Source organism: Prevotella sp. RM4 (assembly GCF_000701965.1).
Classification (GTDB): Bacteria; Bacteroidota; Bacteroidia; order Bacteroidales; family Bacteroidaceae; genus Prevotella; species Prevotella ruminicola.
In genome coordinates, this window is the sequence record NZ_JNKG01000007.1 from 186,689 (window position 1) to 212,514 (window position 25,826).

At 40.0% G+C, this 25,826-nt stretch carries 31 protein-coding genes; 26 read left to right on the forward strand and 5 right to left on the reverse strand.

All coding sequences use genetic code 11. The features are described from left to right. Positions 1–10: 10 nt before the first annotated feature. Together T499_RS0101995 and T499_RS0102000 are read left to right on the forward strand one after the other, a co-directional pair. Positions 11–1,144, forward strand: a complete 1,134-nt coding sequence (locus T499_RS0101995) for a hypothetical protein (RefSeq protein ID WP_157054472.1) — start codon at positions 11–13, stop codon at positions 1,142–1,144. 133 nt (positions 1,145–1,277) lie between these two features. After that, complete coding sequence (locus T499_RS0102000) at positions 1,278–1,592, forward strand: nucleotidyltransferase domain-containing protein (RefSeq protein ID WP_033149541.1); 315 nt, start codon at positions 1,278–1,280, stop codon at positions 1,590–1,592. Between the two features lie 77 nt (positions 1,593–1,669). Here the strand turns inward: T499_RS0102000 and T499_RS0102005 are convergent, their stop codons facing one another. Continuing rightward, positions 1,670–2,482 carry a Fic family protein gene (locus T499_RS0102005; protein ID WP_033149542.1) on the reverse strand — a complete coding sequence of 271 codons (813 nt, stop codon included), beginning with the start codon at positions 2,480–2,482 and terminating at the stop codon, positions 1,670–1,672. Positions 2,483–2,603: 121 nt separating this feature from the next. On the opposite strand from T499_RS0102005, the gene T499_RS0102010 reads away from it, so the two are divergent. Beyond that, positions 2,604–2,978: an A1S_2505 family phage non-structural protein gene (locus T499_RS0102010; RefSeq protein ID WP_033149543.1), complete on the forward strand. Its 375-nt coding sequence runs from the start codon at positions 2,604–2,606 to the stop codon at positions 2,976–2,978. Positions 2,979–3,206: 228 nt separating this feature from the next. Here T499_RS0102010 and T499_RS0102015 read toward each other — a convergent pair whose 3' ends face one another. Next, on the reverse strand, positions 3,207–3,545 hold the full coding sequence (locus tag T499_RS0102015; RefSeq protein WP_052173299.1) for a helix-turn-helix domain-containing protein: 339 nt from the start codon (positions 3,543–3,545) through the stop codon (positions 3,207–3,209). A 245-nt stretch (positions 3,546–3,790) separates the two neighbouring features. On the opposite strand from T499_RS0102015, the gene T499_RS0102020 reads away from it, so the two are divergent. From T499_RS0102020 to T499_RS15080, 12 genes are read left to right on the forward strand one after another with little or no spacing between them, the layout of a single operon-like run. Further along, entirely contained in the window at positions 3,791–5,026 is a 1,236-nt protein-coding gene (locus tag T499_RS0102020; protein WP_033149544.1) for a nucleotide sugar dehydrogenase, read from the forward strand. Then, positions 5,023–5,859, forward strand: a complete 837-nt coding sequence (locus tag T499_RS0102025) for a radical SAM/SPASM domain-containing protein (RefSeq protein ID WP_033149545.1) — start codon at positions 5,023–5,025, stop codon at positions 5,857–5,859. Before T499_RS0102020 ends, T499_RS0102025 begins: the two co-directional genes overlap by 4 nt. Before the next feature lie 15 nt (positions 5,860–5,874). Beyond that, positions 5,875–6,990 (forward strand): DUF512 domain-containing protein, encoded by a 1,116-nt coding sequence (locus T499_RS0102030; RefSeq protein WP_033149546.1) that lies wholly within the window; start codon positions 5,875–5,877, stop codon positions 6,988–6,990. Beyond that, positions 6,987–7,859, forward strand: a complete 873-nt coding sequence (locus T499_RS0102035; RefSeq protein WP_033149547.1) for a radical SAM protein — start codon at positions 6,987–6,989, stop codon at positions 7,857–7,859. Before T499_RS0102030 ends, T499_RS0102035 begins: the two co-directional genes overlap by 4 nt. Continuing rightward, complete coding sequence (locus T499_RS0102040) at positions 7,835–8,470, forward strand: class I SAM-dependent methyltransferase (protein ID WP_033149548.1); 636 nt, start codon at positions 7,835–7,837, stop codon at positions 8,468–8,470. Before T499_RS0102035 ends, T499_RS0102040 begins: the two co-directional genes overlap by 25 nt. Next, on the forward strand, positions 8,467–10,224 hold the full coding sequence (locus T499_RS0102045) for a polysaccharide deacetylase family protein (RefSeq protein WP_033149549.1): 1,758 nt from the start codon (positions 8,467–8,469) through the stop codon (positions 10,222–10,224). The genes T499_RS0102040 and T499_RS0102045 overlap by 4 nt, the downstream gene beginning before the upstream one ends. Then, a complete protein-coding gene (locus T499_RS0102050) occupies positions 10,221–11,270 on the forward strand; it encodes a glycosyltransferase (protein WP_033149550.1) in 1,050 nt (349 codons plus the stop codon). The genes T499_RS0102045 and T499_RS0102050 overlap by 4 nt, the downstream gene beginning before the upstream one ends. A 2-nt stretch (positions 11,271–11,272) precedes the next feature. Next, positions 11,273–12,400 carry a hypothetical protein gene (locus T499_RS0102055; RefSeq protein ID WP_033149551.1) on the forward strand — a complete coding sequence of 376 codons (1,128 nt, stop codon included), beginning with the start codon at positions 11,273–11,275 and terminating at the stop codon, positions 12,398–12,400. Then, entirely contained in the window at positions 12,393–13,154 is a 762-nt protein-coding gene (locus T499_RS0102060) for a metallophosphoesterase family protein (RefSeq protein WP_033149552.1), read from the forward strand. The genes T499_RS0102055 and T499_RS0102060 overlap by 8 nt, the downstream gene beginning before the upstream one ends. Next, a complete protein-coding gene (locus T499_RS0102065; protein WP_033149553.1) occupies positions 13,151–14,158 on the forward strand; it encodes an SDR family oxidoreductase in 1,008 nt (335 codons plus the stop codon). Before T499_RS0102060 ends, T499_RS0102065 begins: the two co-directional genes overlap by 4 nt. Before the next feature lie 50 nt (positions 14,159–14,208). Beyond that, positions 14,209–14,346: a hypothetical protein gene (locus tag T499_RS14795; protein ID WP_198021229.1), complete on the forward strand. Its 138-nt coding sequence runs from the start codon at positions 14,209–14,211 to the stop codon at positions 14,344–14,346. A 54-nt stretch (positions 14,347–14,400) separates the two neighbouring features. Next, the gene (locus T499_RS15080) at positions 14,401–14,652 is read left to right on the forward strand and encodes an ADP-ribosylglycohydrolase family protein (protein WP_369793343.1); all 252 of its coding nucleotides are present in this window, start codon (positions 14,401–14,403) and stop codon (positions 14,650–14,652) included. Here T499_RS15080 and T499_RS0102070 read toward each other — a convergent pair. After that, a complete protein-coding gene (locus T499_RS0102070) occupies positions 14,626–15,000 on the reverse strand; it encodes a hypothetical protein (RefSeq protein WP_157054473.1) in 375 nt (124 codons plus the stop codon). The two genes, T499_RS15080 and T499_RS0102070, sit on opposite strands and share 27 nt — an antisense overlap. 197 nt (positions 15,001–15,197) lie before the next feature. Here T499_RS0102070 and T499_RS13990 point away from each other — a divergent pair, with 197 nt between their 5' ends. The 11 genes from T499_RS13990 to T499_RS0102120 all read left to right on the forward strand — a co-directional run bounded on the left by T499_RS13990 (position 15,198) and on the right by T499_RS0102120 (position 23,606). Then, positions 15,198–16,430, forward strand: a complete 1,233-nt coding sequence (locus tag T499_RS13990) for a nuclear transport factor 2-like protein (RefSeq protein WP_052173301.1) — start codon at positions 15,198–15,200, stop codon at positions 16,428–16,430. A gap of 101 nt (positions 16,431–16,531) precedes the next feature. Beyond that, positions 16,532–17,680 carry a leucine-rich repeat domain-containing protein gene (locus T499_RS0102080; RefSeq protein ID WP_033149555.1) on the forward strand — a complete coding sequence of 383 codons (1,149 nt, stop codon included), beginning with the start codon at positions 16,532–16,534 and terminating at the stop codon, positions 17,678–17,680. 30 nt (positions 17,681–17,710) lie between these two features. Beyond that, the gene (locus T499_RS0102085; RefSeq protein WP_033149556.1) at positions 17,711–18,145 is read left to right on the forward strand and encodes a hypothetical protein; all 435 of its coding nucleotides are present in this window, start codon (positions 17,711–17,713) and stop codon (positions 18,143–18,145) included. Then, positions 18,146–19,132: a hypothetical protein gene (locus T499_RS0102090; protein ID WP_033149557.1), complete on the forward strand. Its 987-nt coding sequence runs from the start codon at positions 18,146–18,148 to the stop codon at positions 19,130–19,132. 110 nt (positions 19,133–19,242) lie between these two features. Next, positions 19,243–19,854, forward strand: coding sequence for a hypothetical protein (locus tag T499_RS0102095; RefSeq protein WP_033149558.1), 612 nt, complete (start codon positions 19,243–19,245; stop codon positions 19,852–19,854). An 11-nt stretch (positions 19,855–19,865) separates the two neighbouring features. Further along, the gene (locus T499_RS0102100) at positions 19,866–20,405 is read left to right on the forward strand and encodes a hypothetical protein (protein WP_157054475.1); all 540 of its coding nucleotides are present in this window, start codon (positions 19,866–19,868) and stop codon (positions 20,403–20,405) included. A gap of 84 nt (positions 20,406–20,489) precedes the next feature. Continuing rightward, positions 20,490–20,633 (forward strand): hypothetical protein, encoded by a 144-nt coding sequence (locus T499_RS14570; protein WP_157054476.1) that lies wholly within the window; start codon positions 20,490–20,492, stop codon positions 20,631–20,633. Next, positions 20,633–21,127: a hypothetical protein gene (locus T499_RS0102105; protein ID WP_033149560.1), complete on the forward strand. Its 495-nt coding sequence runs from the start codon at positions 20,633–20,635 to the stop codon at positions 21,125–21,127. Before T499_RS14570 ends, T499_RS0102105 begins: the two co-directional genes overlap by 1 nt. An 86-nt stretch (positions 21,128–21,213) precedes the next feature. Continuing rightward, positions 21,214–22,464 (forward strand): cell division protein FtsZ, encoded by a 1,251-nt coding sequence (ftsZ, locus tag T499_RS0102110; RefSeq protein ID WP_033149561.1) that lies wholly within the window; start codon positions 21,214–21,216, stop codon positions 22,462–22,464. After that, complete coding sequence (locus T499_RS0102115) at positions 22,461–23,048, forward strand: hypothetical protein (RefSeq protein WP_033149562.1); 588 nt, start codon at positions 22,461–22,463, stop codon at positions 23,046–23,048. The genes ftsZ and T499_RS0102115 overlap by 4 nt, the downstream gene beginning before the upstream one ends. A gap of 78 nt (positions 23,049–23,126) precedes the next feature. Next, positions 23,127–23,606: a C-GCAxxG-C-C family protein gene (locus T499_RS0102120; protein ID WP_033150124.1), complete on the forward strand. Its 480-nt coding sequence runs from the start codon at positions 23,127–23,129 to the stop codon at positions 23,604–23,606. On the opposite strand, the gene mutY is transcribed toward T499_RS0102120, so the two are convergent. Both mutY and serB read right to left on the reverse strand, forming a co-directional pair. Then, a complete protein-coding gene (mutY, locus tag T499_RS0102125; protein ID WP_033149563.1) occupies positions 23,578–24,579 on the reverse strand; it encodes an A/G-specific adenine glycosylase in 1,002 nt (333 codons plus the stop codon). The two genes, T499_RS0102120 and mutY, sit on opposite strands and share 29 nt — an antisense overlap. After that, positions 24,580–25,809 carry a phosphoserine phosphatase SerB gene (gene serB / locus T499_RS0102130; RefSeq protein ID WP_033149564.1) on the reverse strand — a complete coding sequence of 410 codons (1,230 nt, stop codon included), beginning with the start codon at positions 25,807–25,809 and terminating at the stop codon, positions 24,580–24,582. It abuts the gene before it with no gap. Between the last annotated feature and the right edge of the window lie 17 nt (positions 25,810–25,826).

Below are 25,826 nucleotides of genomic sequence, written 5' to 3' on the forward strand. Positions count from 1 at the left end.
ACCTAGGATAATGCTTATAACGATAGCAGTTATTGCCTCACTCATTATCGTAAAGATGCTATGGGTGACATGTGCCACTAGTGGGCTTGGTGATTGGGATAGTGAAAGGAAGGATATTATCCGGAGGGCGAATTATCTGACGGAGAGGGTGGCTTCGTCACCACAACAAGTGATGGATGAGATGCCGAGTGGTATCGGGGGACAGTTCAAGGGGGAGTGGGCATTGTACACATGCTCGATGACATCTGTTGCATTGGCTAATATCGCTTTGCTGTATCCTCAGAACAAAGAGGTGTCGCTAAAGTACATTGACAAGATTATCGATATCGCTCTGTCGGAAGAGATTCGTGAATATGATGCCTTGCGTTGGGGTGAGGATCCAATGGATGGTATTTATGGCGAGTTGAGCCACATATCGTATTATAGTCATCTGGCATGGATGATCAGTAGATATAAGGAGATAGGGGGCGATGATAAGTACGATTGGGAGTATCGCGCGTTGTGCGAGGCGATGAATCGCAGAATTCGTGAAAGCATATATCTGAATCTGCCTACGTATCCAGGTGAGAGCATCTATGTGCCAGATATGCTAGTGGCTATAGTGGCGCTGAACTATTATGCCAAGCAGAATGGTGGAAGATATTCTGAAACGGTGAAGTTGTGGATAGAAAGGGCTAAACGAGAATGGATAGACCAAGAGACGGGACTGTTGGCATCGTTCCTGGAAGTGGATGGTGATAGTTTAAAGGTCGCACCTTCGATTAAAGGTTCGTATTCTTCACTTAATTGCTACTATCTGTCGCTGGTTGATAAGGGCTTTGCCATGGAGCAATATGAACTGTTGAAGACGCATTTTAAACAGACATTCCCAGTTGGTGGAATCAAGGAATATCACGACCATAGTTGCTGGTTGGGTGTGGATATTGATGCGGGGCCTATCATCATGAATCTGAGTTCATCGGGCACTGCTTTTGCGATAGGATGTGCCACTAATCTGGGCGATATGGAATTTCGCAAACAACTACTCAAAACGGCAGAAATCGCTGGTAGTACTATCAGTTGGTTGGGGCAGAGTCACTATCTGCTTGCTAACCTGGCTTTAGTTGGCGAGGCTATAGCATTGGCCATGAGGACTACTCGTTAGGATATTTTTCCATAAATATTTGCAAAGTTCGAATAATCTTTCTATATTTGCAGGCAAAGATAACAGTTATGGAGGGGAGATATTTCAGCAATGGACCGTTCTCTGAAATAGTTTGTGATAAAGTAGAAGATTCATGCGAAGAACAGAGATTGTAGAGCAAATAAAAATAACCATAGAGAAGATTGAGCCCACGGCAACGACAATTCTGTATGGTTCTGAAGCACGAGGGGATGCTCGTGTTGATAGTGATATTGACGTGCTTGTTCTTCTTGAGGGTGATTATAGAGATTTTAAAAGAGAAGATGCAGTATCTGGAGCTCTATATGATATAGAACTTAGCACAGGAGTTCCCATCAGCCCTATGATTATGCTTCGCAAACAATGGGAGAATCGCCCATTCAAAACACCATTCTATGTAAATGTTATGAACGAAGGGATTAAATTATGAACGAAAACTCTTGATGCCGCGAGATTATCAAACTTTTATAATCATTGCAGAAGACATGTCATCAGTAGCAGGTTCCCCTAGAAGAACATCTTAGGGATGCTATTCTTACGTTTTTGGGCAAGTTCTTCTTTCATGCGCTTGATGGCGGTCTGGAAGAAAAATGAAACTAGGAACATTCCCGAGCTAAGCTCGCCTACCCGTAGCCTTTCGTCTGTGCCTTCAGTGCGAATCTTTTTGAGAGCAGAGATGTAGGCAGAGCGATCCTCAAGCTTCACAATCAGAAGGGGATGACCTGCACGAAGTAATATAAAGTTCGACAACAATCGACCTGTGCGTCCATTGCCATCACGGAAGGGATGCAGATATTCGTAGTAGCCATGAAACTTTGCAGCAACTATCATTGGATGCTGGTTATCATCGATAGCCTTTTGGGTCGAAGACATCAAACTGGGTACACGAGCGATCAGCGTTTCGTGGTCGCCAAATACCGTATCACCTGCTGCCATATCTTCAGTCGTATATTCACCTGCGATGGCACCCTGTGCACGATAAGCAATGGTATGCTCGGTTACCAAGCGGTTCACCTCCTTCAGTAGGGCCTCGTCAAACGGATGTTCCAAGTTTTCAACCATATAGTCGAATGCACGGAAATGGTCAGCCATTTCGGTACATTCCAACAACGAGTGACCAACAGGAATCATGGCCATGCCCTGTTCACGCAGAATGCGAGTATCGTCAACCGTAAACGAGTTGCCCTCAATAGCACAAGAATGCGCAGAGAACAGAATCTCGTTATATTCCATCCACTGTTTCTTGCCCATCCTATCGGCTATCTTCTGCTGATACTCCTTTCGGATGCTCTCGTATTCTTTGATCTCGTCTTCAAACATCGCTGCAAATTTACAACTTCTTCTGTAATACAAAAGAATTTATAAAGAAAAAGTGTGATGTACCACTTGTTTTCAAGAAAATGTTGTATCTTTGCTCCGATGACTTTCTAAAAACAAGTATATGGAACAGAAAAGAGTAACCCCTGAACGTATAACCGACCTTGCAGAAAACGAGGTGTTTGTATTTGGTAGCAACCTGGCTGGAGCCCATGGAGGCGGAGCAGCGCTATTGGCTTATCGTAAGTTTGGTGCTATCTGGGGCCAAGGTGTAGGTCTGCAAGGAAAGAGCTACGGCATTCCCACAATGCACGGGGGCGTAGATGCCATCAAACCCTATGTGGATGAGTTCATTGAGTTTGCTAAAACCCGACCTGACCTTACGTTCCTGGTAACTCGTGTAGGTTGCGGTATCGCAGGCTTTACCAACGAGGAGATATCGCCCTTGTTTGCCAAAGCTCACGAAGTCCCCAATATCGTCCTCCCCGCAGGTTGGTAAGTTTTTCCCTAAATATTTGCAAAGTTCACGTTTTCTTCTTATCTTTGCCGCAGAAATATAAAGGTAATGCGAAGACCAGAGATTGTAGAACGAATAAAACCGACCATTCAAAACACCTTTCTTTATAAATGTTATGAACGAAGGAATTACCTTATAAATTGAGCCCCGTTGTACATTTGGGCTGATTTTAAAGTGATCATAAAATGTATTGCGGAACTGACCTATCTATTATGGCTTTGGGGGCGGTACGGGTTCTGAGGCCATCATGGGTTCATATTCATAATCAGGATATTTTATTTCCTGATGCACCACTTGCAAGATGGGTGCACCGAGAGCGTTTTCAATAGATACAAGCGTGTCTATCGTAAAATTATGAGTTCCACGCATCCATTTGCTGATTTCTGCCTCTTTCTTGCCTAGCATCATTGCCAGGTCTTTCTGCTTAAGCCCCTTTGACTCAAGTATCTCGTGGATTCGATCCACGATTTGGAAAGAGAGTTCTACTCTCTGACGGACAACTGGATTGACCAACTTACGTCTTGCCTCAATAATACTACTCTTCTTCATCTCTCGAGAAGTTTATGTTACCTCGCTGCGAAGATAAGAACTATTTCTGAAATTACCAAATAATTAACTTGAAAATTAAGTTGTGGCGCAAATTTTTCCTTTAGAATGCGATATTTCACATGTTTTCTTTTCCACAAGCCTTGTGGAATCCACTTTTTTCTTTTAAATCCTTTTCTGTATCAGAAAAAGTTGTATCTTTGCACTATCATAAGTGTTATTGATTTAATAATATTTCAAACAGAAATATGTCTAAAAAAGATATAAAAATCGGTGTTATCGGATTGGGTTATGTAGGATTGCCTGTTCTGTCACTGTTCTCCTGCAAGTATAATTGTTGGGGGCTTGATACTGATAACATACGCATTCAACAACTTTTATCAGGAAAAGATTCTAAAGGCAGTCTTTCGCCTTCTGAGGTCACTGATTTAACGAAACGTTGTGTTATTAGCAACTCATGGGATGCTATATCCAATTGCAATTTTTATATCATTACGGTTCCAACTCCTATTGACGATAAAAACACTCCTGATACTTCTGCATTAGAAGAAGTATGCAACTCTTTGTCTCAAATAGTATCGCGGGGGGATATAATTGTTTTTGAGTCAACTGTATATCCAGGAGCCACGGAAGAGCTTTGTATTTCCATCTTAGAGAAAGGAAGCAATTTGAAGAGTAATTCGGATTTCTTTGTTGGCTATTCTCCAGAAAGAATTAATGTAGGTGACAATGAGCATGGCTTAGCAAATACCCCAAAGATTGTGTCTGCTCAGAACGACAACACTCTTGATGCTATATATAATTTATACAATAATGTATTCAATGCCGGAATAATTAAGGCAAGTTCAATTAAGACGGCTGAAGCCGCTAAAATGTATGAAAACGTACAGCGCGATGTGCTAATTGCTCTCGCAAACCAGTACTCCGAATATTGCTTCACTGAAGGTTTAAATATTAAGGAAGTTACTAAATGCGCATCGACAAAATGGAACTTTTCAAAAGTCCATCCAGGATTAGTAGGAGGACATTGTATTAGCGTTGACCCATATTATCTATTGGCAAGAGCAAAAGCAAAAGGTACAGAATTGCAGCTAATTGAAAAAGCAAGGTCTATTAATGAAGCTAAAGTAGGGCTCGTTGCTAAACGGATTGTTGGCTATGTTAATGACACATTCCCTAATAGTGACAATCTAAGTGTGTTGGTTCTCGGTTTTTCATATAAGAAAGATGTTGGTGATGTTAGAAACACAAAAGTCGCAGAGTTGATAGGTATTCTATCTAAATCTATCGGGAAGATTGAATGCTACGACCCTCTTGTAGATCCAAATGAGGTCAAAAAGACATATGGTTTAAATATCATCTTTTCTCAGGAAGACATTTCAGGTAATGACTATGATATGGCTATTATTGCAGTAAAGCACAAGTGCATTAAAAATCTGCAGTATAAAGCAAAAACAACAATAGAAATGGAGGATTATTTATGATACAACAGGTTAATAACATGTCAGTCAGAGATGGAAATATTCATGAGTCAGACATCTTATATCTTAGAGATTATTACGCTGCTCATGGTCATTTCCCCTTGTTCCAACAAGTTCTTGTTGAAACAAGGACAGATTGTAATAACAACTGCCCGTTTTGCCCACACGCTTTTAATAAAAAGCCATTGGGCATCATGACTTGGGAGTGCTATAACACAATTATTGACCAGCTTGTTTCAATTGGCTATAATGGAAGAGTCGCTCTCATGCTATCAAATGAACCGCTGTTAGAAGAAAGGTTGGAAGACATGATCAAGTACGCCAAATGTAAATCTCAGCGTTTGTTTATAGATATAACAACTAATGGCCGTTTGTTGACAGTAGAACAATTAGATAAACTCTTCTCATTAGGACTTGACAATATCAATATTAATGATTACAGAGGAGACAGAGAAAAAAATCCCGAGAAGTGGTCACCAAATATTGAGACGATCCATAAAGCCTATGGGAATAACCCTAAAGTTTATTTCAAGAAACGTAGCTTTGATGAAAAGTTGCCGAATTATGCAGGTAATATCCCCCAGGAATACAAGAAAGAAGAATTCGGTTTCTGCAATTATCCCTTCCGCAAGTTGACAATTGCGTATAATGGTGACATCCTTTTGTGCTGTGACGATTTTATGTATGACACCTGTTTCGGAAACGTAATGAGGGATTCTCTTATTGACTCATGGAATGCCAAAGCGTACAATGATTACCGATTGGCTTTGTTAGAGAACAAAAGAATTGGGTTATGTTCAGCATGCAATGACAGTCAAGACTACTCGGTATTTTAACGCAGGAATGTATTTATGATATTAAATCAGGAACAGTTTGACGCATTCCGAATGGAGATCGCTACATTTGGAAATATCCCAATACTTAGCCAGTATTGTGGCATAGGCTGTGTCTTCTGTAAGGTACATACAGATTCCTATTTGGGGCATTATCCAAAGATTCCTCAAATAGACGAGGAAGATTTGCTGAAGGGATTCCAGTATGTAAATTCCAATGTCAATTACGTTAGACTTGGTGCAGGAGTTCTCGTAGCTCCTCATACAGACCCTTTCCTACACCCCAAAATATATGATTTTATCAAAATTACCTCTGAGCACTTCCCAACTAAAAAAGTGACAACAGTAACCACGGGTGCCTATATTCGTGAAGATAAAGTGGACTTCCTGAATAGTATAAGTAACTATGGGGTTGATCTGTCACTGATAACCATGCAGGAGCAGAGAGAGGCTATCATTCCACGCTCAGAAAGAGAGAGAACCATGTATCTCTTAAAACATGCCCCTCTAAATAAATGTACTCTGATTTTCACCGGGAACTTGGATGAAGTGAAGAGGGATTTGGAGTTGCTATATAAATTAGGTGTAAATAGGAAGGTTAGACAAATTTTAGTAAGAAGAATGGAACATACAGCCATTTCTCAATCTAGGTTGAAGAAGTTGTCTCAGGCCAGTATTGACAATTACGAGGAATGTATTCAATGGATCAAGAAAAACTATCCGGATGTTGTTTTTACCGTACCTATCCTAAAAGATGCGTTTAGAGGTGGTAATAATGAGTATTTCATCGATGCTGATGAAAGAATCGATGCTCAAAAGAAGATTATCAGTAATTTACCAGAAGGTACATTTGTCAATCTCATTTGCCCTTTGTCGGGATATGAATATTTTACAAAGGCATTTGAAGACATGCCGAATGTGAAAACAAATCTTATAGAAAATCACTTGTACGGCGGCTCTGTATCTGTAGCTGGTCTATTAAACCATGGTGACATCAGAGAGCAATTCCATCCAGACAAAAATGATGTGATGATTTTACCTAACGAAATGTACAATTCAGATGGGAAGGACTTACAAGGTGAAAAAATGGAAGAACTGGAACGTTTTTATGGTGCAAAAATCATTTTAGCATGAGCCAGATATATTGGGATAAAATACGCATTCTTGTGGCTAACGGATGTAATTATCGATGCCGTTTCTGTCACAATGAGGGACAATCAAAGCATTCTCCTTCACAGTATATGTCATTCGAGAATTTAAAGACTTTGATTGATTTTATACAGGATCAGGATGTTGCTGAATTATGTTTTAGTGGTGGTGAGCCATTCTTAAATAGAGACCTTGTGAGAATGATTCGATACGCAGATGAAAATACGACAAGTGACATCGGATGTGCTACCAATCTGTCACTAATAACCAATACACAGATTCAAGAATTATCATCAACTCGTGTTAAATTCAATATTCAATTTCCATTTGCTTCTGATGCTGGTTTTCGTGACAGCACAGGAACAGGGAATTATATGAAGGTTGTAGAAACGATAAAAAAGGTACAGGACTCAGGCATTAATATCGGCTTAAATAGCGTTATACAAAGTCTTGATATGAGTAAGCTCGTCCAGGTGCTTGAATTTGCGTTGGAGAATGAACTTCCTTTAAAACTACTGCCTCAGATTGGTCTTACTGGCAGCGATAGGTTTAAAGAAAAAATATATCCTCTTCTTCAGGAAAAAGCTGTTGAGCGAATAGACAAAGGAACTGGAGCCATTCGTTATACGTTAGAAAAGGGTAACCATAGAACAACGGTCCTATATATTGACTCTCCATGTTTTACAAAAGACATAGAACGCTGTAGAAAATATGGCGAAGTTCGAGTTCTGCCTGATATGACGCTACAATCATGTATATTGAAGGGAGGTACATCCCCCCTGGCATTAGAGAGAGGGAAAGAGTTTGTATTAGGTCAATTTCATGCGTTATGGAAAGACTTCAATCATTGCTAAAGACATATAATCAAAGCCATTCTGATGACAATTTGCTAGCTCCTTGGAACCAGCAGTATTGCGAAGATGTGTTTCCCAAATATTGGGAAACCACTTATGCTATTCTCCAATCTTTAGATAAGAATAGCCGTGTTATTGAAATCGGGTGTGGCTTAGGCGCAATTACTTCCATTCTGTGTTATTTAGGATATAGGAATATAACCTCATTTGAGAAAGATTCCCTTTTGGCAGATAAAGCCAGACAACGGATTAAAGACCTCTTTAATCGAGATAATATCATTTTCACCTCAGAATATCCAAATGGGAACGCATATAGTTGCGATATACTAATACTTGTAAATTGTGCTTATGCCTATCAAACAAATAATAAGTCAGAATATCTTGACTCATTATGCTCATTTTACAGATCAGCAGGTAATCCTCGATATTTTATATTAGAGGTCATTGATGATTCATACACAAAAGATGACAATGAGTTTCCTTTGCATATAAGGCTCAATTCGACAGATATCCGTGATAGTTTCCCTAAATGCGCTATTAAATCATGGATAACCTATAAGTACCCAGAGAATAAAAAAAGTAAAACATTATATTTGATAGAAAGATTATGAACATCCTCATTATAACAACAGAATATGGCTATGATGGTGGTGGTATGTCGCTATCCTGTACTCGTCTTATGAACATTTTGTCATCTGAGCATAAAGTTCAAGTATCTCTTTCCACTGAATATCCTATTGTGACTGCTCGAGGAGGTATTAACCCTGCTACAGAAGATGGTATTCGAAAAGAATATAAGTTAAAGGAAGATGAATGCGAATATAATAACATTGACGTAGTCATTGGTTTTGGTGGGAGATATAATGGCTATTATGCTTCCCTTTTGGCTGATCGATTAAGGGCGAGGTTCATTCTGAATTTTAGAGGAAGTGATATCAATATTACAAAATGGTCAGTAGATGATAGCTGGTATACGATAGAAGCATGTCGGAGAGCAAGCAAAATTGTCTGTCTTTCACATGAAATGGCAAATAATGTTCTGAGTATTGCTCCTGGTGCTAATGGCAAAGTGATCATTATCCCCAATGAATTGGGTCAAAAGAAGGGTTCGATCTCCTTTCCAAATCTCCCCCAGAAGGTAGTTGTTGGATGTGCTGCTTCTCACTTGAATGAGAAAAAGGGAATCGGTAATCTTTTATACATGATATCAGAATTTAAAGCAATTGTCGATATTCCTATAACTCTAGAGCTTGTCGGAGAGATTGATTCAGATTTAAGAAATAGTTATATTTCTATTATCAATAATTTGGAGATAAGCAGTAATGTTGTATTCCATAGTTATAAAACACGAGAAGAACTGAGTAATACAATGTCAAATTGGGACTTCTATATTCAGGCATCAGTCTGTGAAGGACATCCTAATTCAATTACAGAGGCATTAGAAAATGGGCATGCGTTCATCAGTTCAAACACCGGATTTATCGCAGAGCAATTATACAAAGAGTTCCCGATGCTATTCTTTGACTCTTTTAATCCCAAGAAAATGGCTGGCCAATTAATACAGCTTATAAATAAACCAGATCTAGAAGAATTCTATGAACAGGCATGGACTATTTTGGAAAGGGAATGTAATAGGGAATTGGTTGCTAGCAAATGGCATAGTCTTTTATCATACAACACATCTGTTCCCAAGCAGTTGGGGATTGAAAATATATTGGCAGTTGGACTGCATGATGTCTGTGGTGAATTACATGATAGTATAACAACCCCCATAACTGTCTTCCAACAGTTCGTGGATTTCATTCATGATGGTGGTTATGGATTATGTTCTATGAGGGATTATTTGGGTAAAACTAAGGAAGAACGTAAACGATATGTTGTTTGTACATTCGATGATGGATACAAGAATCTGTTATCTGTGGCTATGCCAATGCTTGCTAAGTACGGCTATACTGCTACGGTATACGTTTGTACAGATTTAATAGGAAAAGATAACAAATGGAACAATAAAGATGCTACACTACGGCAGCATTTAGACCTTGATGATATAATAAAACTCAAAGACAATGGGTGGGAAATTGCCTCACATGGTGTAACTCATCGAAATCTATTGAAGCTTAGCGACAAAGAGGTCGAATATGAACTCTCAGAATCAAAACGGGTGTTGTCGAATATCGTTGGTGATGTTATGACCTATGCATATCCATATGGCTCTTATAATAGATTTATAAAGTTCTGTGTCGAGAAGTATTATAAATATGCTTTTGCTGTTTCACAGGGTGGAACTTCATTGGCGATAGATAAGTTGCAATTAAGAAGATATTCAATATCGGACATTTATAAAATGCTTTCGTTAGAGAAATGAAAAAGATTCTTGGTATATTTAGGGGGTTCCCTGGACTTGGGAGAGTTGTTTCTGGTGTATCACTACTTGAAACACTAAAGGAGCAATATGGATGTGAAATTAAGATTATTTCATATCTTCAAGGCAATCGATACCTTGAATCAAAAGGTTATGCCGATTTACAAGAGACAGTTCCTATGGACTATTGTTCTATTGGTCTTCTTCCTACAAATAAGATGGGGGCCTATATTCATAGGACTATAAAAGAGTTCAGACCGGATGCTGTCATTGTAGACGGAGAACCATTAATGGTACAATCCATAAAAATATCTCATAAACATTTGAATGTTATAGCATTGCTTAATCCTGCTGATGTTGATAATCCAAGCAATGACAAAGAGGCGATGGATTTTTTCAACAACCTTTATTCTTTAGCGGATTTGGCTGTCATCCATGGATTACGGACTATCATTCCACCATCCCAGTATTGTAAATACATCTCTGTTGGGACAATTATTAGAAAAGAGATATTCAGAATTGTCAACCATCCCAAGAAAAACATATACTGTCTGTTAGGTGGTGGGACTGTTAATGTCGGACATCAGTTCTTCGAGTCCACGATAAGAATTGGCGAACTCTGTGTTAGAGTCGCTAATATCCTCCCAGACTACAAAATGCACATAGTATGTTCCAGTCAGAATATATACGACGCAATAAATGAGAATTCCATTCCGCAAAACGTATCTATATATAATCAGGTTTTAGATCCATCTAAATATTATTCAGATGCTTGCCTTATAATAACACGATCTGGTCGTAATACATTAAGCGAACTGGTATATTTGGGGATTCCTGCTATATCTTTTGTTTCTGGTTGCTCTTATAGGAAAGATGAGCAAAAACAGAATATGAATTGTCTCTCAAATTTAAATATTGTTCCTGCATCTTTAGAGATTACGCCAGATGATTTAAAGGAACTCTGCTTGAATATGATAGAAAGAGGACTTGCTAATAACAAGTTTGAATGTGGTAATGACAGCGCATTAGAAAAAATCTTATCACTCTGAGGATGGAAAAGAAGAAGGTTTTGCTGTTCGCGTATGATGGTACAGGGTTAGGACACCTGATGAGACTCATTAAAATTGCATCTGGTTTTTCTAACAGATGCAATGTGCTTGTTGTCTCTGGCCATAAGGCACTCCCGGAATTAATACATCCTGGTATTGATTACTATTTATTGCCCAATTTTTATGAAGAGCGAGACAAAGGGAAAACCAATGCCGAAGTAAATGGGAAAAGAATCATCTGCTTAAGAAATCTTATGCTTAGTTATAAACCAGATGCTTTTGTTACAGACTATCTTCCTTTGGGAAAAAGACTTGAGTTGTTTTCAATAATTACTGGTTTTTCATGTAAAAAATATTTTATTTTGAGAAGTGAAATTGGTGGAGACGCTTTGACTCATAATGATGTCTTTTCTGAACGGAATATTCTATATTTGGAAAGGTTTTATAACAAAATATTTGTTGCAAGTGACTCTCTTATCACTTCACCTTCCTCATTCTTATGGCTCCCAAAGAGTATAAGAACTAAGATGGTATATTCTGGTTTTGTTACTTATCAAGTTTCTGAAAATGAAATAGAGCAAACCAAACAGGAGTGGTATAGGAAACCTTATAAAAAATGGGTGGTATGTTCTGATGGTGGAGGTAAAAAAGGAGCCTCTCTCATCAGGGAATGTATTAAACTCTCACAAGATAAAAGATTTGAAGATTTCCAATTTGATATTGTTTTAGGTTATTATAGTCCCTTGCTAAAAGATATGCCAGAATGTTTAAACGCAAACGCGAGAATTATCAAATGGACAAATCTTCTGTATAAGCTCCATGCTTCTGCTGATTTTGTTATATGCAGTGGAGCCTATAATTCGTTATTAGAAAGTATGCAGGGGAGAAATAAGACGGTTTTTAGTATGTCCGTACTAAACAATGATGAAGATGACGAACAAACAAAAAACATAGAAAAACTTGGCTGTTACTATGATATTCGTAAGATTGATAATCTCTCAGAATTGAAACTTGTTTTCGAGCAAGGAGTTACTAATGGTGTCTCTAGGGAGGCGAATATGGCACTCAATATGAATGGTATAATTAACATTTGTAATGAAATAGAATCAGACTTGGAAATAAATGCGTGAGATGAATATGAGAATTATACATATGTCAGATTTGCATCTAACCTCAGACAAACATCCAATTTGGGGGGTGGATACTTATAAGCAATTTGTTAAAGCACTTAATTTAATTGGTAGTATCCATGATGTTGATTGTATCGTTGTTTCTGGAGATATAGCTGATGATGGGAACCTATTGACCTACCAATATGCTGATGATATGTTAAATTCGTTTTCTATTCCAGTTTTATGGTGTCCAGGAAACCACGATAATATTGATACCCTTTTCGCCTTTGCTAAATCATCAAAAAGCATTATTGAGAATCCCGTAACTATTAATGGGATTCAACTTATACCACTGAATACAGTTGCTCCAGATGAAAATTGCCCAAATCTGAACCGTTCAAGGGGCGTTCTATTCGAAAATGATTTCCAATATCTCAGGAAAAACATATTAGGACAAGATAATCCATCTATTCTTATTATGCATCATCCATCAATTGATCCAGGCGGCTGGATGACCAACAAGATCCTTAAAAATAGAGAGTTATTTAATGACACCATCCAACATTACAGAAACATTTTTTTAATTCTTTATGGTCATATACACTATCATATGATACACAAACAATATGGTAAAACTTTTGTTTCTGCGCCATCTGTGGGTTTTGCATTTAATAAAGACTTCCCAAAATACGAACTTGACAAGGGGCAGGAAGGTTTCTTAATAATAGATATTGAAAACAGAAATGTTGATGTGCAAATAGTAAAAATATGAGCAAGATATTAGTAACAGGCGGCGCAGGCTTTATAGGTTCCAACCTATGTGAATACCTTGTAAACAAAGGACATTGTGTCATTTGTTTGGACAATTTCTCTACAGGTCATATGGAAAATATTGCTGCATTAATGGAGAATCACCCATGTTCATTCCAACTAATAGAGGGTGATATTCGTAGTTTTGAGACATGTATTAAAGCAGCTTCTGGCGTAGATTATATTTTGCATGAAGCCGCTTTGGGGAGCATTCCCAGGAGTATAAATGATCCCATAACAACCAATGATGTAAACATCGGTGGTTTTCTTAATATGTTAGTTGCAGCAAGAGATTTGAAGATAAAACGCTTCATTTTTGCGGCGAGCAGCTCTACTTATGGAGACAACAAAGATCTTCCCAAGGTAGAAAATAATATTGGCAAGCCAATGTCTCCCTACGCTCTAACAAAGTTGGTAGATGAATTATATGCAGATGTTTTTGCAAAAACATACGATATGGAATTCATTGGGCTAAGATACTTTAATGTATTTGGAAGAAGGCAAGATCCGAATAGTATGTATGCAGCAGTAATTCCTCTTTTTATTAAGCAATATATGAGTCTTAAACAGCCTCGCATTAATGGGGATGGCTCAAATAGTCGTGATTTTACGTACATTGATAATGTCATCCAGATGAACGAACTTGCTTTAATAACTTCAAACCCACATGCAATTAACCAGATTTATAATACTGCTTGTGGAGAAAGAACTACCATTAACCAATTAGCATCTTTTATAAAGGGTATTTTAATTCGATATAATCCCGAAATCAGTAATATAAATCCTATCTATGGCCCGAATAGAACTGGCGATATACCACATTCATTGGCAAGCATCGAGAAAGCCAAAAAATACCTAGATTATATGCCAAGTTATACTTTCTACAAGGGATTGGAAGAAACCATAAAGTGGTATTGGAACGAGTATGCAAAGAAAAAAGCATCCATTCGTTATGATAATATATAAAAATAGCGTATCGTAGAATAATTAATCATTTGTAATATATATAAGTAGTTATGCTAATAAAAGAACATTCTATTCCTGTTATTGGTGCTATTCTTGGTGATATCGTTGGCGCGCCATATGAACTGAATGGACATAGAATTAAAACTATGGATTTCCCTCTTTTTTTTAAAGTAGCACCTTTTAGATGATACGGTATTAGCGCTTGCTATAGCAAATTGGCGTATTGAAGATAGTGCAGATTTGTGCAGTATTGTCAATTCGTTAGGTCGTATTTTTTAATTTTGTTTTGGGCACTCGTTAAAATTTGGTTGAGGAATTCATCCCCACAACCTTACAATAGTTATGGTAATGGTAGTGCAATGCGTGTTAGTGCTATTGGTGTAATTGCTAACACAATAAATGACGTGATGGTATTTTCAAAAGATTCGGCAATGATAACTCATAATCATCTTGACCATAAAGCCTTTTTATGGGAACATGGGATAAAGCGGTGATCGTAACTTGCGCATAATATCTAGCAAACGTTCGGCGCTACCACTGCGAAACTTTAATGGAATCGTATGTAATTGCTCTTCAGTAATAAAGAAAGAGAACCCTTGAAGTCTGGTATAGAGTTGCTCGTAGTTGACCTTAACCAATTCTTCCATTCTTTTAAGCAATTCACCATCCTCTTCTACCAAATGCATATACAAAGCGTCGCCTCGCATAGGACTATGTGGAGCGAATGCTGTACCTTTGGGAATTATGCATTTGTCACTGCCAGTGAATGGTGCTGCAAAATGCACAAGGTATTCCAACTCAGTATCCTCTACCAATTCAAAAATGTTTTCGTCAATCTTCATCGACTCTATCTGCTCTCGTGTCGCCATACTATTCTGTTATTATTGAGGGCAAAGGTAATCATTTTATTGCAATTATACAAAAAAAATGTTATCGCAAGGCTTGTGAAAAAATATTTTGGGCAATTATGCAATAATAACTGAAAAATAATGTAACTTTGCACTTAAACATAACAATTATTACTAATAGGAAATCGACTATGGGTATCTTTGATTACATTTTCAATAGAGAGTCATCCGAAAAACAGCATCCTGGAAAATTGTCATCATATAGACAGGCTGCGGAACTGATGTGCTCCTGTTGGAATAGCTTGGATATGAGCATGATTGAACCGTATTTAGATGAGAATGTTACATGGAGCAGGTGGATATCAAATGTAACGATTCATGGCAAGGAGGAATATTTGCAATTAATGCGAAAGGTTTTCGAATCGCTTAAATACTCAAAAAGTAGTTATAAGGCTGATGTTGTTGGTTTTAATGATAAATATTTTGCTTGTATCACTGTAGACGGCGAAGAACAGGATTTGCTTCATCGCATAGAAATCGAAGATGGATTAATAAAGAAGATAGATATAACCCCCTCAGGTGAATGGTGGTTCAAACAGTTGGGTGGCAGATCGCCATTTGGGGTTGTTCATCAAACCGATTTGCATGAGCAAGCCGCAGCAGTCGCAGCGATAGAACAATATATAAAAACAGAATTAGGGGATAAGACAATAACTTGGGCAACACCGTACGAATTAAAAAACTCGCATTGCCAGTTGTCGTTTACATGTGATGGCTTATCATACGATGTGTTGGTAGAAATCCATAGCTTTGATGATAAGAAGTGTCGCTTTGTGATGTATTCGGAATTCAATAATCTGAAAGCGGGATGTAAGGAGAATGACCATATCCCCTGTATTCTTGCACTTAATGAAGACCAGGAATTCGTTAGTCTGACATTGTTGGAAGATATGGATGTGCGAGTACAGAAATTAAGGGCCAAAGGCATAAACGAATGGACATTCAGAGGGCTGTTCAAGACAAAGGCGCAATTGAGTCGGCTTGTTATAACCAAAGATTATAGAGTATTATTGCCTGATTATAATGACATTGAGATAAAGATGGAACCTTTGGTGAAGGCGGTTTATTTCTTGTTCTTAAAACATCCTGAAGGAATCGCTTTTAAAGAACTGACGGATTACAGGGAAGAACTGATGGATATTTATAAATGTTTAAAACCGGCGGGGCTGAGCAAGAGGACTATTCAAAGTATTGAAGACGTTACAAATCCATTGCTTAACTCTATCAACGAGAAGTGTGCCCGCATTCGTTCTGCTTTCGTCAAGGAGTTTGACGAGGGGCTGGCAAAGAATTATTTTGTAACAGGAGAGCGTGGGGAAGTTAAAAAGATAATAGTGCCCCGAAACTTGGTGGTTTGGGAATAAAATCACATTTTCACAAGCCTTGTGGAGCGAAATAGTTTGGTTGCAAAGAGGTAAAAGCCTAACTTTGCAACCAAGTTTAATATTGTTACATTTAATGGCTTATGACATTGATTTATCTTTTAGTAGGTATTGCGGTTGTTCACGCATTGTTTCTTCTTTATCCTGTATATAGGGATGAAGCCTTGGATGTTTATTTATGGACTCCATGGACAGAGGAAAAATATGCATTGTTTAGAAAGGTGACTGGTAATAACAAACAGGTACGGATTCGACTTCTTATAAATTGGATTTTATGGCCATTTCTCATTATATTTATTTTAGTAATGCCAGTGGTATTTCTATTCAAACTACAAGGCATATTAAAGGAATATGATGGAGAGGTAACTTATAGTAAAGATGGGAAGGCTCTCTTAAATGTTGCAGAAAACCTTAGGAGAGTAAAGGTAAAAAAAGGTGTTGAAGTGATCGCAAGTTTTGCCTTTGACAGCACACAGGTTACACACATTAAAATGCCAAATACAGTTAAGATATTAGAGCCCTATGCACTCTTAAGAGCTCATTATTTGGAGAGTGTTAATCTTCCAGATTCAATTATAACGATTGGCAAATATGCTTTTCAGTATTGTGGAGGGCTCGGTAAAGGATTGAAAAGGATTGTACTCCCCAAGTATTTGCATCATCTTAACGAGAATGCATTCTTCGGTTGTGATGGGCTTAAGAAGTTGAAAATACGCGGTGATTTTATGTGGAAAGCGTCATGGCAAAATGATAATCCATTCTATTATACAAAAAGTTTAGTCGAGATTAAAAATACAAACCCAAACTTCAAGGTTGAAAATGGAATGCTTATGAGCGTTGATGGTAAGATATTGTTTAGATGTGTGAATGAAGGCAAGAGAGTTGCTGTAAAAGATGGTGTTGAAATAATAGCTCAAGGAGCTTTCGGCGGAAGAGATCGAATGGAGGAAGTCATTTTGCCAAATTCGTTGAGAATGATCTGTGTTTATGCTTTTAGTGGATGCAAACTCATTGACAATGTTGTGCTTCCAGAAGGAGTTGAATATATAGGAATAGAATCTTTCAGTTTTTGCCCGAATCTTAAGACAATAACTCTGCCTACATCGCTTAAGACAATAGTATGTGGCGCATTTGATCATAGTGACCATCTTCAGAACTTTGTTTACCCAAAGGGTATGGAGGATGAATTTAAGAAAATGGTCGATGACGCAAAATACGATTTACCATTCTAGAATGCGAACGTTTATTTTAATATATTGATTATGACAGATTACGAGTACATTTTACAACAGGCAAAGAAGGCCCATTATTCAAAATGGAACGATGAAGAGTTAAGAAAGTGTGTGGATATGTTGCCAAATCTTTCGAGACAGGAGTTGATAACCCTTACTTTGAACAAGTGGACAAAGGAGGCTAAGGTGCTGAGAGAATGCATCTTCAATATTTTGTATAAAGATAAGATTGGTAAACGTGAGGAGCGCATAAAAAATCTGGAAACCAATGCTTTGATAGCGGAGTTCCAGGATAAGAATAGTGGTAATGTGGCGCTTTGTAGAGTGGAACTTAAAGAGCGATATAAGGCTGGCCGGGATATGGAGGAGATAGCTGAAATATTGGCTAAATCCAACAAAAGCGACCAGGCATGGTTGGAGAAACAACAAAAGAAAAGCAAGGAGGGTGAATTAAAAAGCAATTAAATGGAATTTAAAGCTAGGAAACATAATACTCCCATTGGAACCCTTTTAAAGTGGTTCTTAGACAAAAAGGGTGGCAAGGTTAGGCAATCGCGTAATGAGATTTTATGGCGATTTGATGCACTCGACTGGAGGTATCAGAAGCAGATACTTTTTTCCTTTCTTCAGTCGGGGAAAACTGATCGTGAATGGGCATATAGAAAGCTATATTCCTGTTGGGATAATTGTTTTATGCCCATCGTAATTGTGCATTGGGAAAAGTATCGAGATGCCTCATTGGCAAGGCTTATCATCCAATATGGTTCCAAAGATTATTTAAAGAATAATCTAGAGAACTTAAGTTTGGGTAGGAATTACTACTATATATTTCTGCGTTTGTCTGATGACAAAGACTTTGTTGTTGACAAAAGCCGTTTGAATGAAACAGACTTGTTGGCAGTAAAACGCCATTTAGGAGAAGTGGTTACAGATGGGGATATTCTTGACTTGTTTTTCTTGCTTATCTACAAATTATGTAAGGGGATATATAAATTCAGGGTATTGAAACCGATTGTTGAGAGTGAGTATGGTACCACACTTGTAATATTTGAAACTCCGTTGGTAAAGGGTATGCTGAATGAAATAATCAATGGGTTCGGCAAACAATACCTGGTTTCAGAATTAAAAACATGGATGTGGAAGGCATTATATAGTTTTAGACTTGATTACGGGGATGATTCAACAGTTGCGAATGAAGAATTAAATAGGCAATATATAAAATGGGCATGCTATAAGAATCTGGATAAGGAGTATGTTGATGCATGGAGCCCAATTGATCCAAGAAATCAACAAGCTTTTTTGGCTTATATAGAAGAAAGACATAGACAGCGCTTAGAAGATGAGGTTAGATATAATGGAAAGAAAAGTGATATTGAGAATGAAATAATTAAATCACAAGTGCCAATCGAGCTAATTGATAAGTTGGATCTGGTAATTGAAGACGTGGAATAATGAGCATCGAGGAAGTAATTCAAAATCAGCAGAATAATGAAGGTGAACGGTCATTCATTCTCGATAATATTCTGGAACCAGATTGGCGATAATTTTAATAGGATATAGGTATGAGTATAAGTATAATTGTTGCAACGGTAGTGTTAAGCTTTTATCTCTTTCAGTATATATCTGAAAAGGAACAAGCTGATAAGGAAGAAGAACGGTTCTTCCAGGAGTTGATGAATGGTGGACATCAAGAGGAGGTTGTCGTAAAAGAGCGGAAATGCTTAGATGAGAGAACTAACACAAACGCAGAATTGGTATTGACTACGTTACGTAGGATAGGCTGTGAACCTGAAACAGAAGAGCGTAATAATCTGCAATATACGTATTTTACTTTTCAAGGCGAGAAGTTTACGATAGAAAGTAATGATACGTGTAAATTTATTACGATCTATGATGCATGGTGGCATGGCATATCGATCTATAGCGACGTTGAGGACATTGCAAATCTTCATAAAGCCATCAATTTCGCGAATCAGTATGTAAACTGTACAATCCTCTACACAACCAATAAGGAGATAGAAGAAATTGGTGTACATTGCAGAAGAACGGTATTGTTTATTAAAGAGATACCAGAGATAGACCTGTATCTGAGAAGCATTCTAAATGATTTCTTTAGGGCTCAGAGGTTAGTGTTTACTGAATTAGAAAAGTGTAAAGTAACAGAGAATCAATAAATCAAAGGAATATGAAGAAGTATTTAATAGGCATGATTGCTGTGGCGGGCATTATATTGATGATGATGTATTGCTATAAAGAGAGCTATCAGGTGAGAAGACCAAGGTATCGTGAGGTAAAGACGATTACCTGGGAGAAGCTGGATACGTTTGTGTTAAGCAATCCGACTTTTAAGGTGGAGTATCCTGATAATTTCGTGCCAGATAGTTCGCTTCTGGATAACCGTAATATGAGGTTTGACTATTCGTTTGCTGGGTGTGAAGTGTTCTTGAAATGTTTCTCTTATCCGAATGATGCCCATATGGATGATAGTGCGGCGGTAGAGTTTTCTGTGGGCATTAGAAAGTCACATGAGGACTCGATAACTATGATAGATAAACATCCGGGTTACTTTTATCTGGAAGGAATGGATAGATATTATAAATTCTACGAGCAATACGTAGTAGATAAAGATTATATCTATGTACTGGGATTGTTCTATTCGCCTGGACTCAGTGACGAAAAAGTAAAGAACCTAAAGTCACTGGTGCATGATTGGAACCCGAAATAATGAAAAATAGCATTTTTTCTTATAAATGTTTGGAAGTTTCGTTTTATTTGTCTACTTTTGCAGCGGATAAGAATTTGATAGCTAATGAGTTATACCGATAAGATTGTAATAGAGAACCCTTCACGAAAGCTTGAAGAGCGTTTGCGTGAGATTGGTGTTCGCAAGTATCTTCGTTTGAAGAAACTTGCTACAGATGATATGTCTTCTGCAAAAGTTATTACTATCTGATGAATCAAGAGTTTGTTATCCAATCAGATCAAGGTGACGAATATCGATTGAGGATAACGTCCGATCATATAGGGATGTTATCCGAGGATGTTCTTCGAGAGTTAGCGAATAAAGGCGTTCAAGTAGTTGATATAGAATTGGAGCGCACAAAAGGGGACAATGTTACTAGTCCTAGGGTACTCGCTAAGATAGAAGAGTGTATTGCTGATATTTTTCTATCCCATCAAGATGTAATGATATGCTTTTTCTGCGACTTCATAAGCCTAATTCCATCATCAAAGAAGAATATGTCCGTACAGGAATATAGGAGTAGGCTTTTCTCAAATATGTTTGAGCGATACGTAAATGGGCATCATATTGTTGGAATAAGAAATCAGGTGGTTACAGTTAAAGGTATAGCGGAAGACTATTTTGCCCATGTGATTGTGAGGGAAGAGCATGTTTACCTCGCAAAGATTATTGGTGAAGGTATTCAGAAAGACTTTGGAAAATAATTAATTCTTCGCAAGGCTTGCGAAGGGTGGAAGGGTTGATTGTTTCGAGGATTATTTGTATCTTTGCAGCAGTAATAATTTGAGGTATGGGTGAAGAGCTTATCAATTTTGGTCCCGTTGAGGATAAGATGCAGGGCATCATCAAGGTGATTGGTGTCGGCGGAGGTGGTTGCAATGCCGTTAGGAATATGTATAACGAGGGCGTTGAGGGCGTGACTTATGCGGTTTGTAATACGGATAGTCAGTCGTTGTCGCGTTCGCCTGTGCCTGTAAAGATCATGCTGGGTGAGAGTGGTCTGGGAGCGGGTGCCAATCCCGAACTGGGTAAGAAGGAGGCTGAGGCTAACATTAACGATATAATGAAGCTACTGAGCGATGGTACCAAGATGGTGTTCGTGACCGCTGGCATGGGTGGTGGCACTGGTACTGGTGCGGCCCCTGTGGTGGCTGGTGTGGCCAAGGAAATGGGCCTGCTTACGGTGGGCGTGGTAACCATCCCTTTCTACTTCGAGAAAAAACGCAAGATTATCAAGGCTCTGAAGGGTGTAGACGAGTTGCGTAAGAATGTGGACGCTTTGCTGATTGTGAACAACGAGCGCCTGTGTGATGTGTATGCAGATTCGGAATTGTCGGTAAAAGAGGCTTTTCAACGAGCAGATAACATCCTGATGGATGCCGTGAAAGGTATTTCGGAACTGATTACCATGCCGAGTGATGGGGGGATAAAAAGTGACTTTCGTGATGTGGAAACAACGATGCGTAATGGTGGTGGTGCCATTATGGCGATGGGACGTGCCAGTGGCGAACATCGTGTAGAAAAGGCTATCTTGGATGCGCTCGATTCTCCCTTGCTTTATGGCAACGACATCGGCAAGGCTAAACGTATCTTGTTTAACATCTATGCCAGCGACGAGTATCCGATTTTTGTGCGCGAACTACAGGAGATAGACGACTTTTTTGACCAGTTGGATCCTAACATTGATGTGATTTGGGGTACGGCTACAGATGATACCCTTGGTGAGGATGCTAAGGTAACGATATTGGCTACGGGACTGGAAGATAGTCTGAGCAACGAGGTGAAGAAAGAGGTTCACCATGATGAAGATGATTACTACGAAGATTTGATAAAGTTGCTTTATAAACCAACTAATCCCAAACCTCCAACAATAAGTGAATCCATTGTGCAAACAGAGATAGATTTCGATGTTGCTCCTGCACCGGAGCCAGAACCTCCTGTAGTAGAACCTGTGGTTGAGGAGATTGTACCAGAGGAGCCTACTGCGCTAACGAAACTGAAGGCTTGGTTGGATAAAGTGATGAAGAGCGTAACTGAATGAACCACGAGGCACCATATACGGTAGAGGAGATTGCTGAGCAGGTGAGTACATTGGCTAAGCAATTGCATGCAGCCGGGCGAAAAGACCTGTTGCTAAAGGCTATTGGTGCACCTTTACTGGAGGAGCTACGCATAGAGGCGGCTAAGGCCAAATTGAGTCGACTTGTTATCACAGAGGATTATCGCTTTATTTTGGCTGATTATCAGAAAGAGGTAGAACTGCAACCTGTGCATAAGGCGGTGTATCTGCTGTTCTTGGCGCATCCTGAGGGTATTGAGTTTAAACGATTGGCTGATTATCGCGATGAACTAATAAAGTACTATACTGCTACGGCCAAAGGTTTGGATAGGGATAAGATTATTGAGGGCGTTGACCATCTGGTAAACCCTCTGGATAATGCCATCAACGAGAAATGTTCGCGCATAAAAAAGACGTTTCTGGATATGATGGACGAATACACGGCTAGCTACTATATTATCAGTAGTCACACGCAGAAACACTTTGAAGGTTCGAACCGTATCTGGTACGAACGTCTGAAAATTATTACCTTGCCTAGGGAATTGGTTGTACTTTTGCATAATTAACTGATATTTGTTTTGCGTATTGCGTGATTTGTGGTATCTTTGCGCCGAGTTTTTATAAACAGGTTTTGATAGAAGATGATGACAGATAAGGAATTAGACGAGAGAGTTGATCGTGCAGTAGATAATTTTATGCAAGGGTATGGCTGTTGCCAGAGTGTGGTGGCAGCGTTTGCCGACTTGTATGGGCTTGACGATACCCTGGCTAAGAAGATAGCCGCAGGATTTGGCGGTGGCGTGGGACGCCTGCGTATGATGTGTGGTGCCGTATCGGGGATTGTGATGCTGGTGGGCCTGGACTGTGGACAGACTGAAGGTAGCGACCGTGAGGGTAAATCGGCCTGCTATAAGGTGGTGCAGGATTTGCTGGCCAAATCGAAAGCAGAAAATGGCAGTATCATCTGCGCAGAGATTCTGGGACTGAAAGGCTACGAGAAAGCACACAACAATTATGTAGCCTCGGAGCGTACTGCGGAATATTACAAGTCGCGTCCTTGTGCTGCGAAAGTGGAGAGTGCAGCAAGGATATTTGCTAATTATCTGAAGGCAAAAGGCTGCTGAGCAGTTTCTCAATAAGTCGGGGCTTGGCGTAATCGTCGAGCTCCGATTCTTTTATCCATATATAATCAGCAGGTAGCTTCGGGCGCTCATCTACTTCTAAAAGATAGAAGTCGGCATAGAGCACTCGGTGGGTAAGCACATGCTTCACATTCTTACGCAGTATCACAGTATCATGAGGGATTTGGGTTGGTGATTCTACCAGCCAGGGTTCCCACAACCCTTGCCAGATGTCGCCGGGACCACGGCGATGGATGGCGGTTTGACCATTGCACCGGATATAGACATAGGCCAGATGACGCTCGGTAACTTTGAGCGTTTTGAGTTTTACAGGGAGTTCGGCAACCGTACCTGAACGGAAGGCTACGCAGGACTCTACGAGCGGACAAAACATGCAGTTGGGCGATGCGGGGGTACACTGGATGGCACCGAAGTCCATAATCGCTTGGTTGTATGTTGCGGCGGAGGCGGGGAGTAGCTCCTGGGCCAGCGCTGCAAACACCTTTTTGCCCTCGGTGGTGTTGATGGGAGTGTCGATGCCGAAGTGGCGGGCGAGCACACGATAAACGTTGCCATCTACCACTGCTGCAGGGATGCCAAAGGCAAAGCTGGCGATGGCCGCGGCAGTGTAATCGCCAACGCCTTTCAGCTTCTTGATATCCTCTAACGTATCAGGGAAATGCCCCATGGCCACAATCTGCTTAGCGGCAAAGTGCAGGTTGCGGGCACGACTGTAATAGCCCAGTCCCTGCCACTCGCGCAGCACCTCATCCTCGGTAGCCGATGCCAGCGCCTCTACGGTGGGCCAGCGGTGCATAAAGCGGGTCCAGTAATCCCAGCCCTGCTTTACCTGCGTTTGCTGTAGGATGATTTCGGAGAGCCAGATGGCGTATGGATCGTGAGTTTGCCGCCAGGGCAAATCACGACCATATTCCTTGTACCAATTAAGTAGTGTAGTAGAAAAATCCGCGTTCATTTACATCACACCTTGGTCGCCAAGATACGAATCTTTGAATCCTAAGAAATAGAGTACGCCATCAAGACCGATGGTGTTAATGCTCTGTTCGGCATTGGCCACCACACGGGGCTTGGCGTGGAAAGCGATACCCAAACCGGCCTCTGAGATCATTGGCAGGTCGTTGGCGCCATCACCCACAGCAATGGTCTGTGCCAGGTTCACCTTCTCAACCTGGGCAATCAACTTCAGAAGTTCGGCCTTGCGATGGCCATCTACTATCTCGCCCACATAACGACCTGTGAGCTTGCCATCGGGGCCAATCTCCAGTTCGTTAGCATATACATAATCAATACCATAACGGCGCTGCAGGTATTCGCCAAAGTAAGTGAATCCTCCTGAGAGAATGGCAATCTTATAACCATAGCGCTTCAGGGTAGTCATCAAACGATCTACACCCTCGGTGATAGGTAGTTTTTCGGCTATCTCCTGCATCACGCTCACGTCGAGACCCTTGAGCAGACTGACACGACGGGTGAAACTCTCCTTAAAGTCGATCTCGCCACGCATGGCACTCTCGGTGATGGCGCGTACCTGTGCACCAACGCCATTGCGCTCGGCCAGCTCGTCGATACACTCGGTCTGAATCAGCGTTGAGTCCATATCGAAACAAATCAGACGGCGCATGCGACGGAACATGTCATCGAGCTGGAACGAGAAGTCGATCTCCATCTCGCTCGACAGCTTCATCAGTTTCGACTGCATTTCCTGACGGTCCTTGGGCTCGCCACGCAGCGAGAACTCGATGCAGGCACGGGTGTGCTTGGCGGGGTTCTTGATGCTCTTACGACCGGTAAGACGGATGATAGAGTCGATGTTCAGTCCCTGTTCGGCAATTACCGAGGTAGCGGCCTCAATCTGGCGTGCCTCTAACTGGCGACCCATCACGGTGAGAATGTAACGGTTCTTACCCTGATGACCTACCCAGTCCTCATACTCATTGTCGCTAATAGGCGAGAAACCTATCTGCACACCCAGCTCGGTGGCCTTGAAAAGCAACTCCTTCATTACCTGACCTGAGTTTGTCTCGTCCATACGGATGAGGATACCCAGCGACAGGGTAGAGTGGATATCGGCCTGGCCGATGTCGAGAATCTGTGCATCGTATTTTGCGAGGATGCCCATTACTGAGGCGGTAAGGCCTGGGCGATCCTGACCTGTAATTCTAACTAGTATCTGTTCTTTCTTCATGATAATCGTTAATCTTT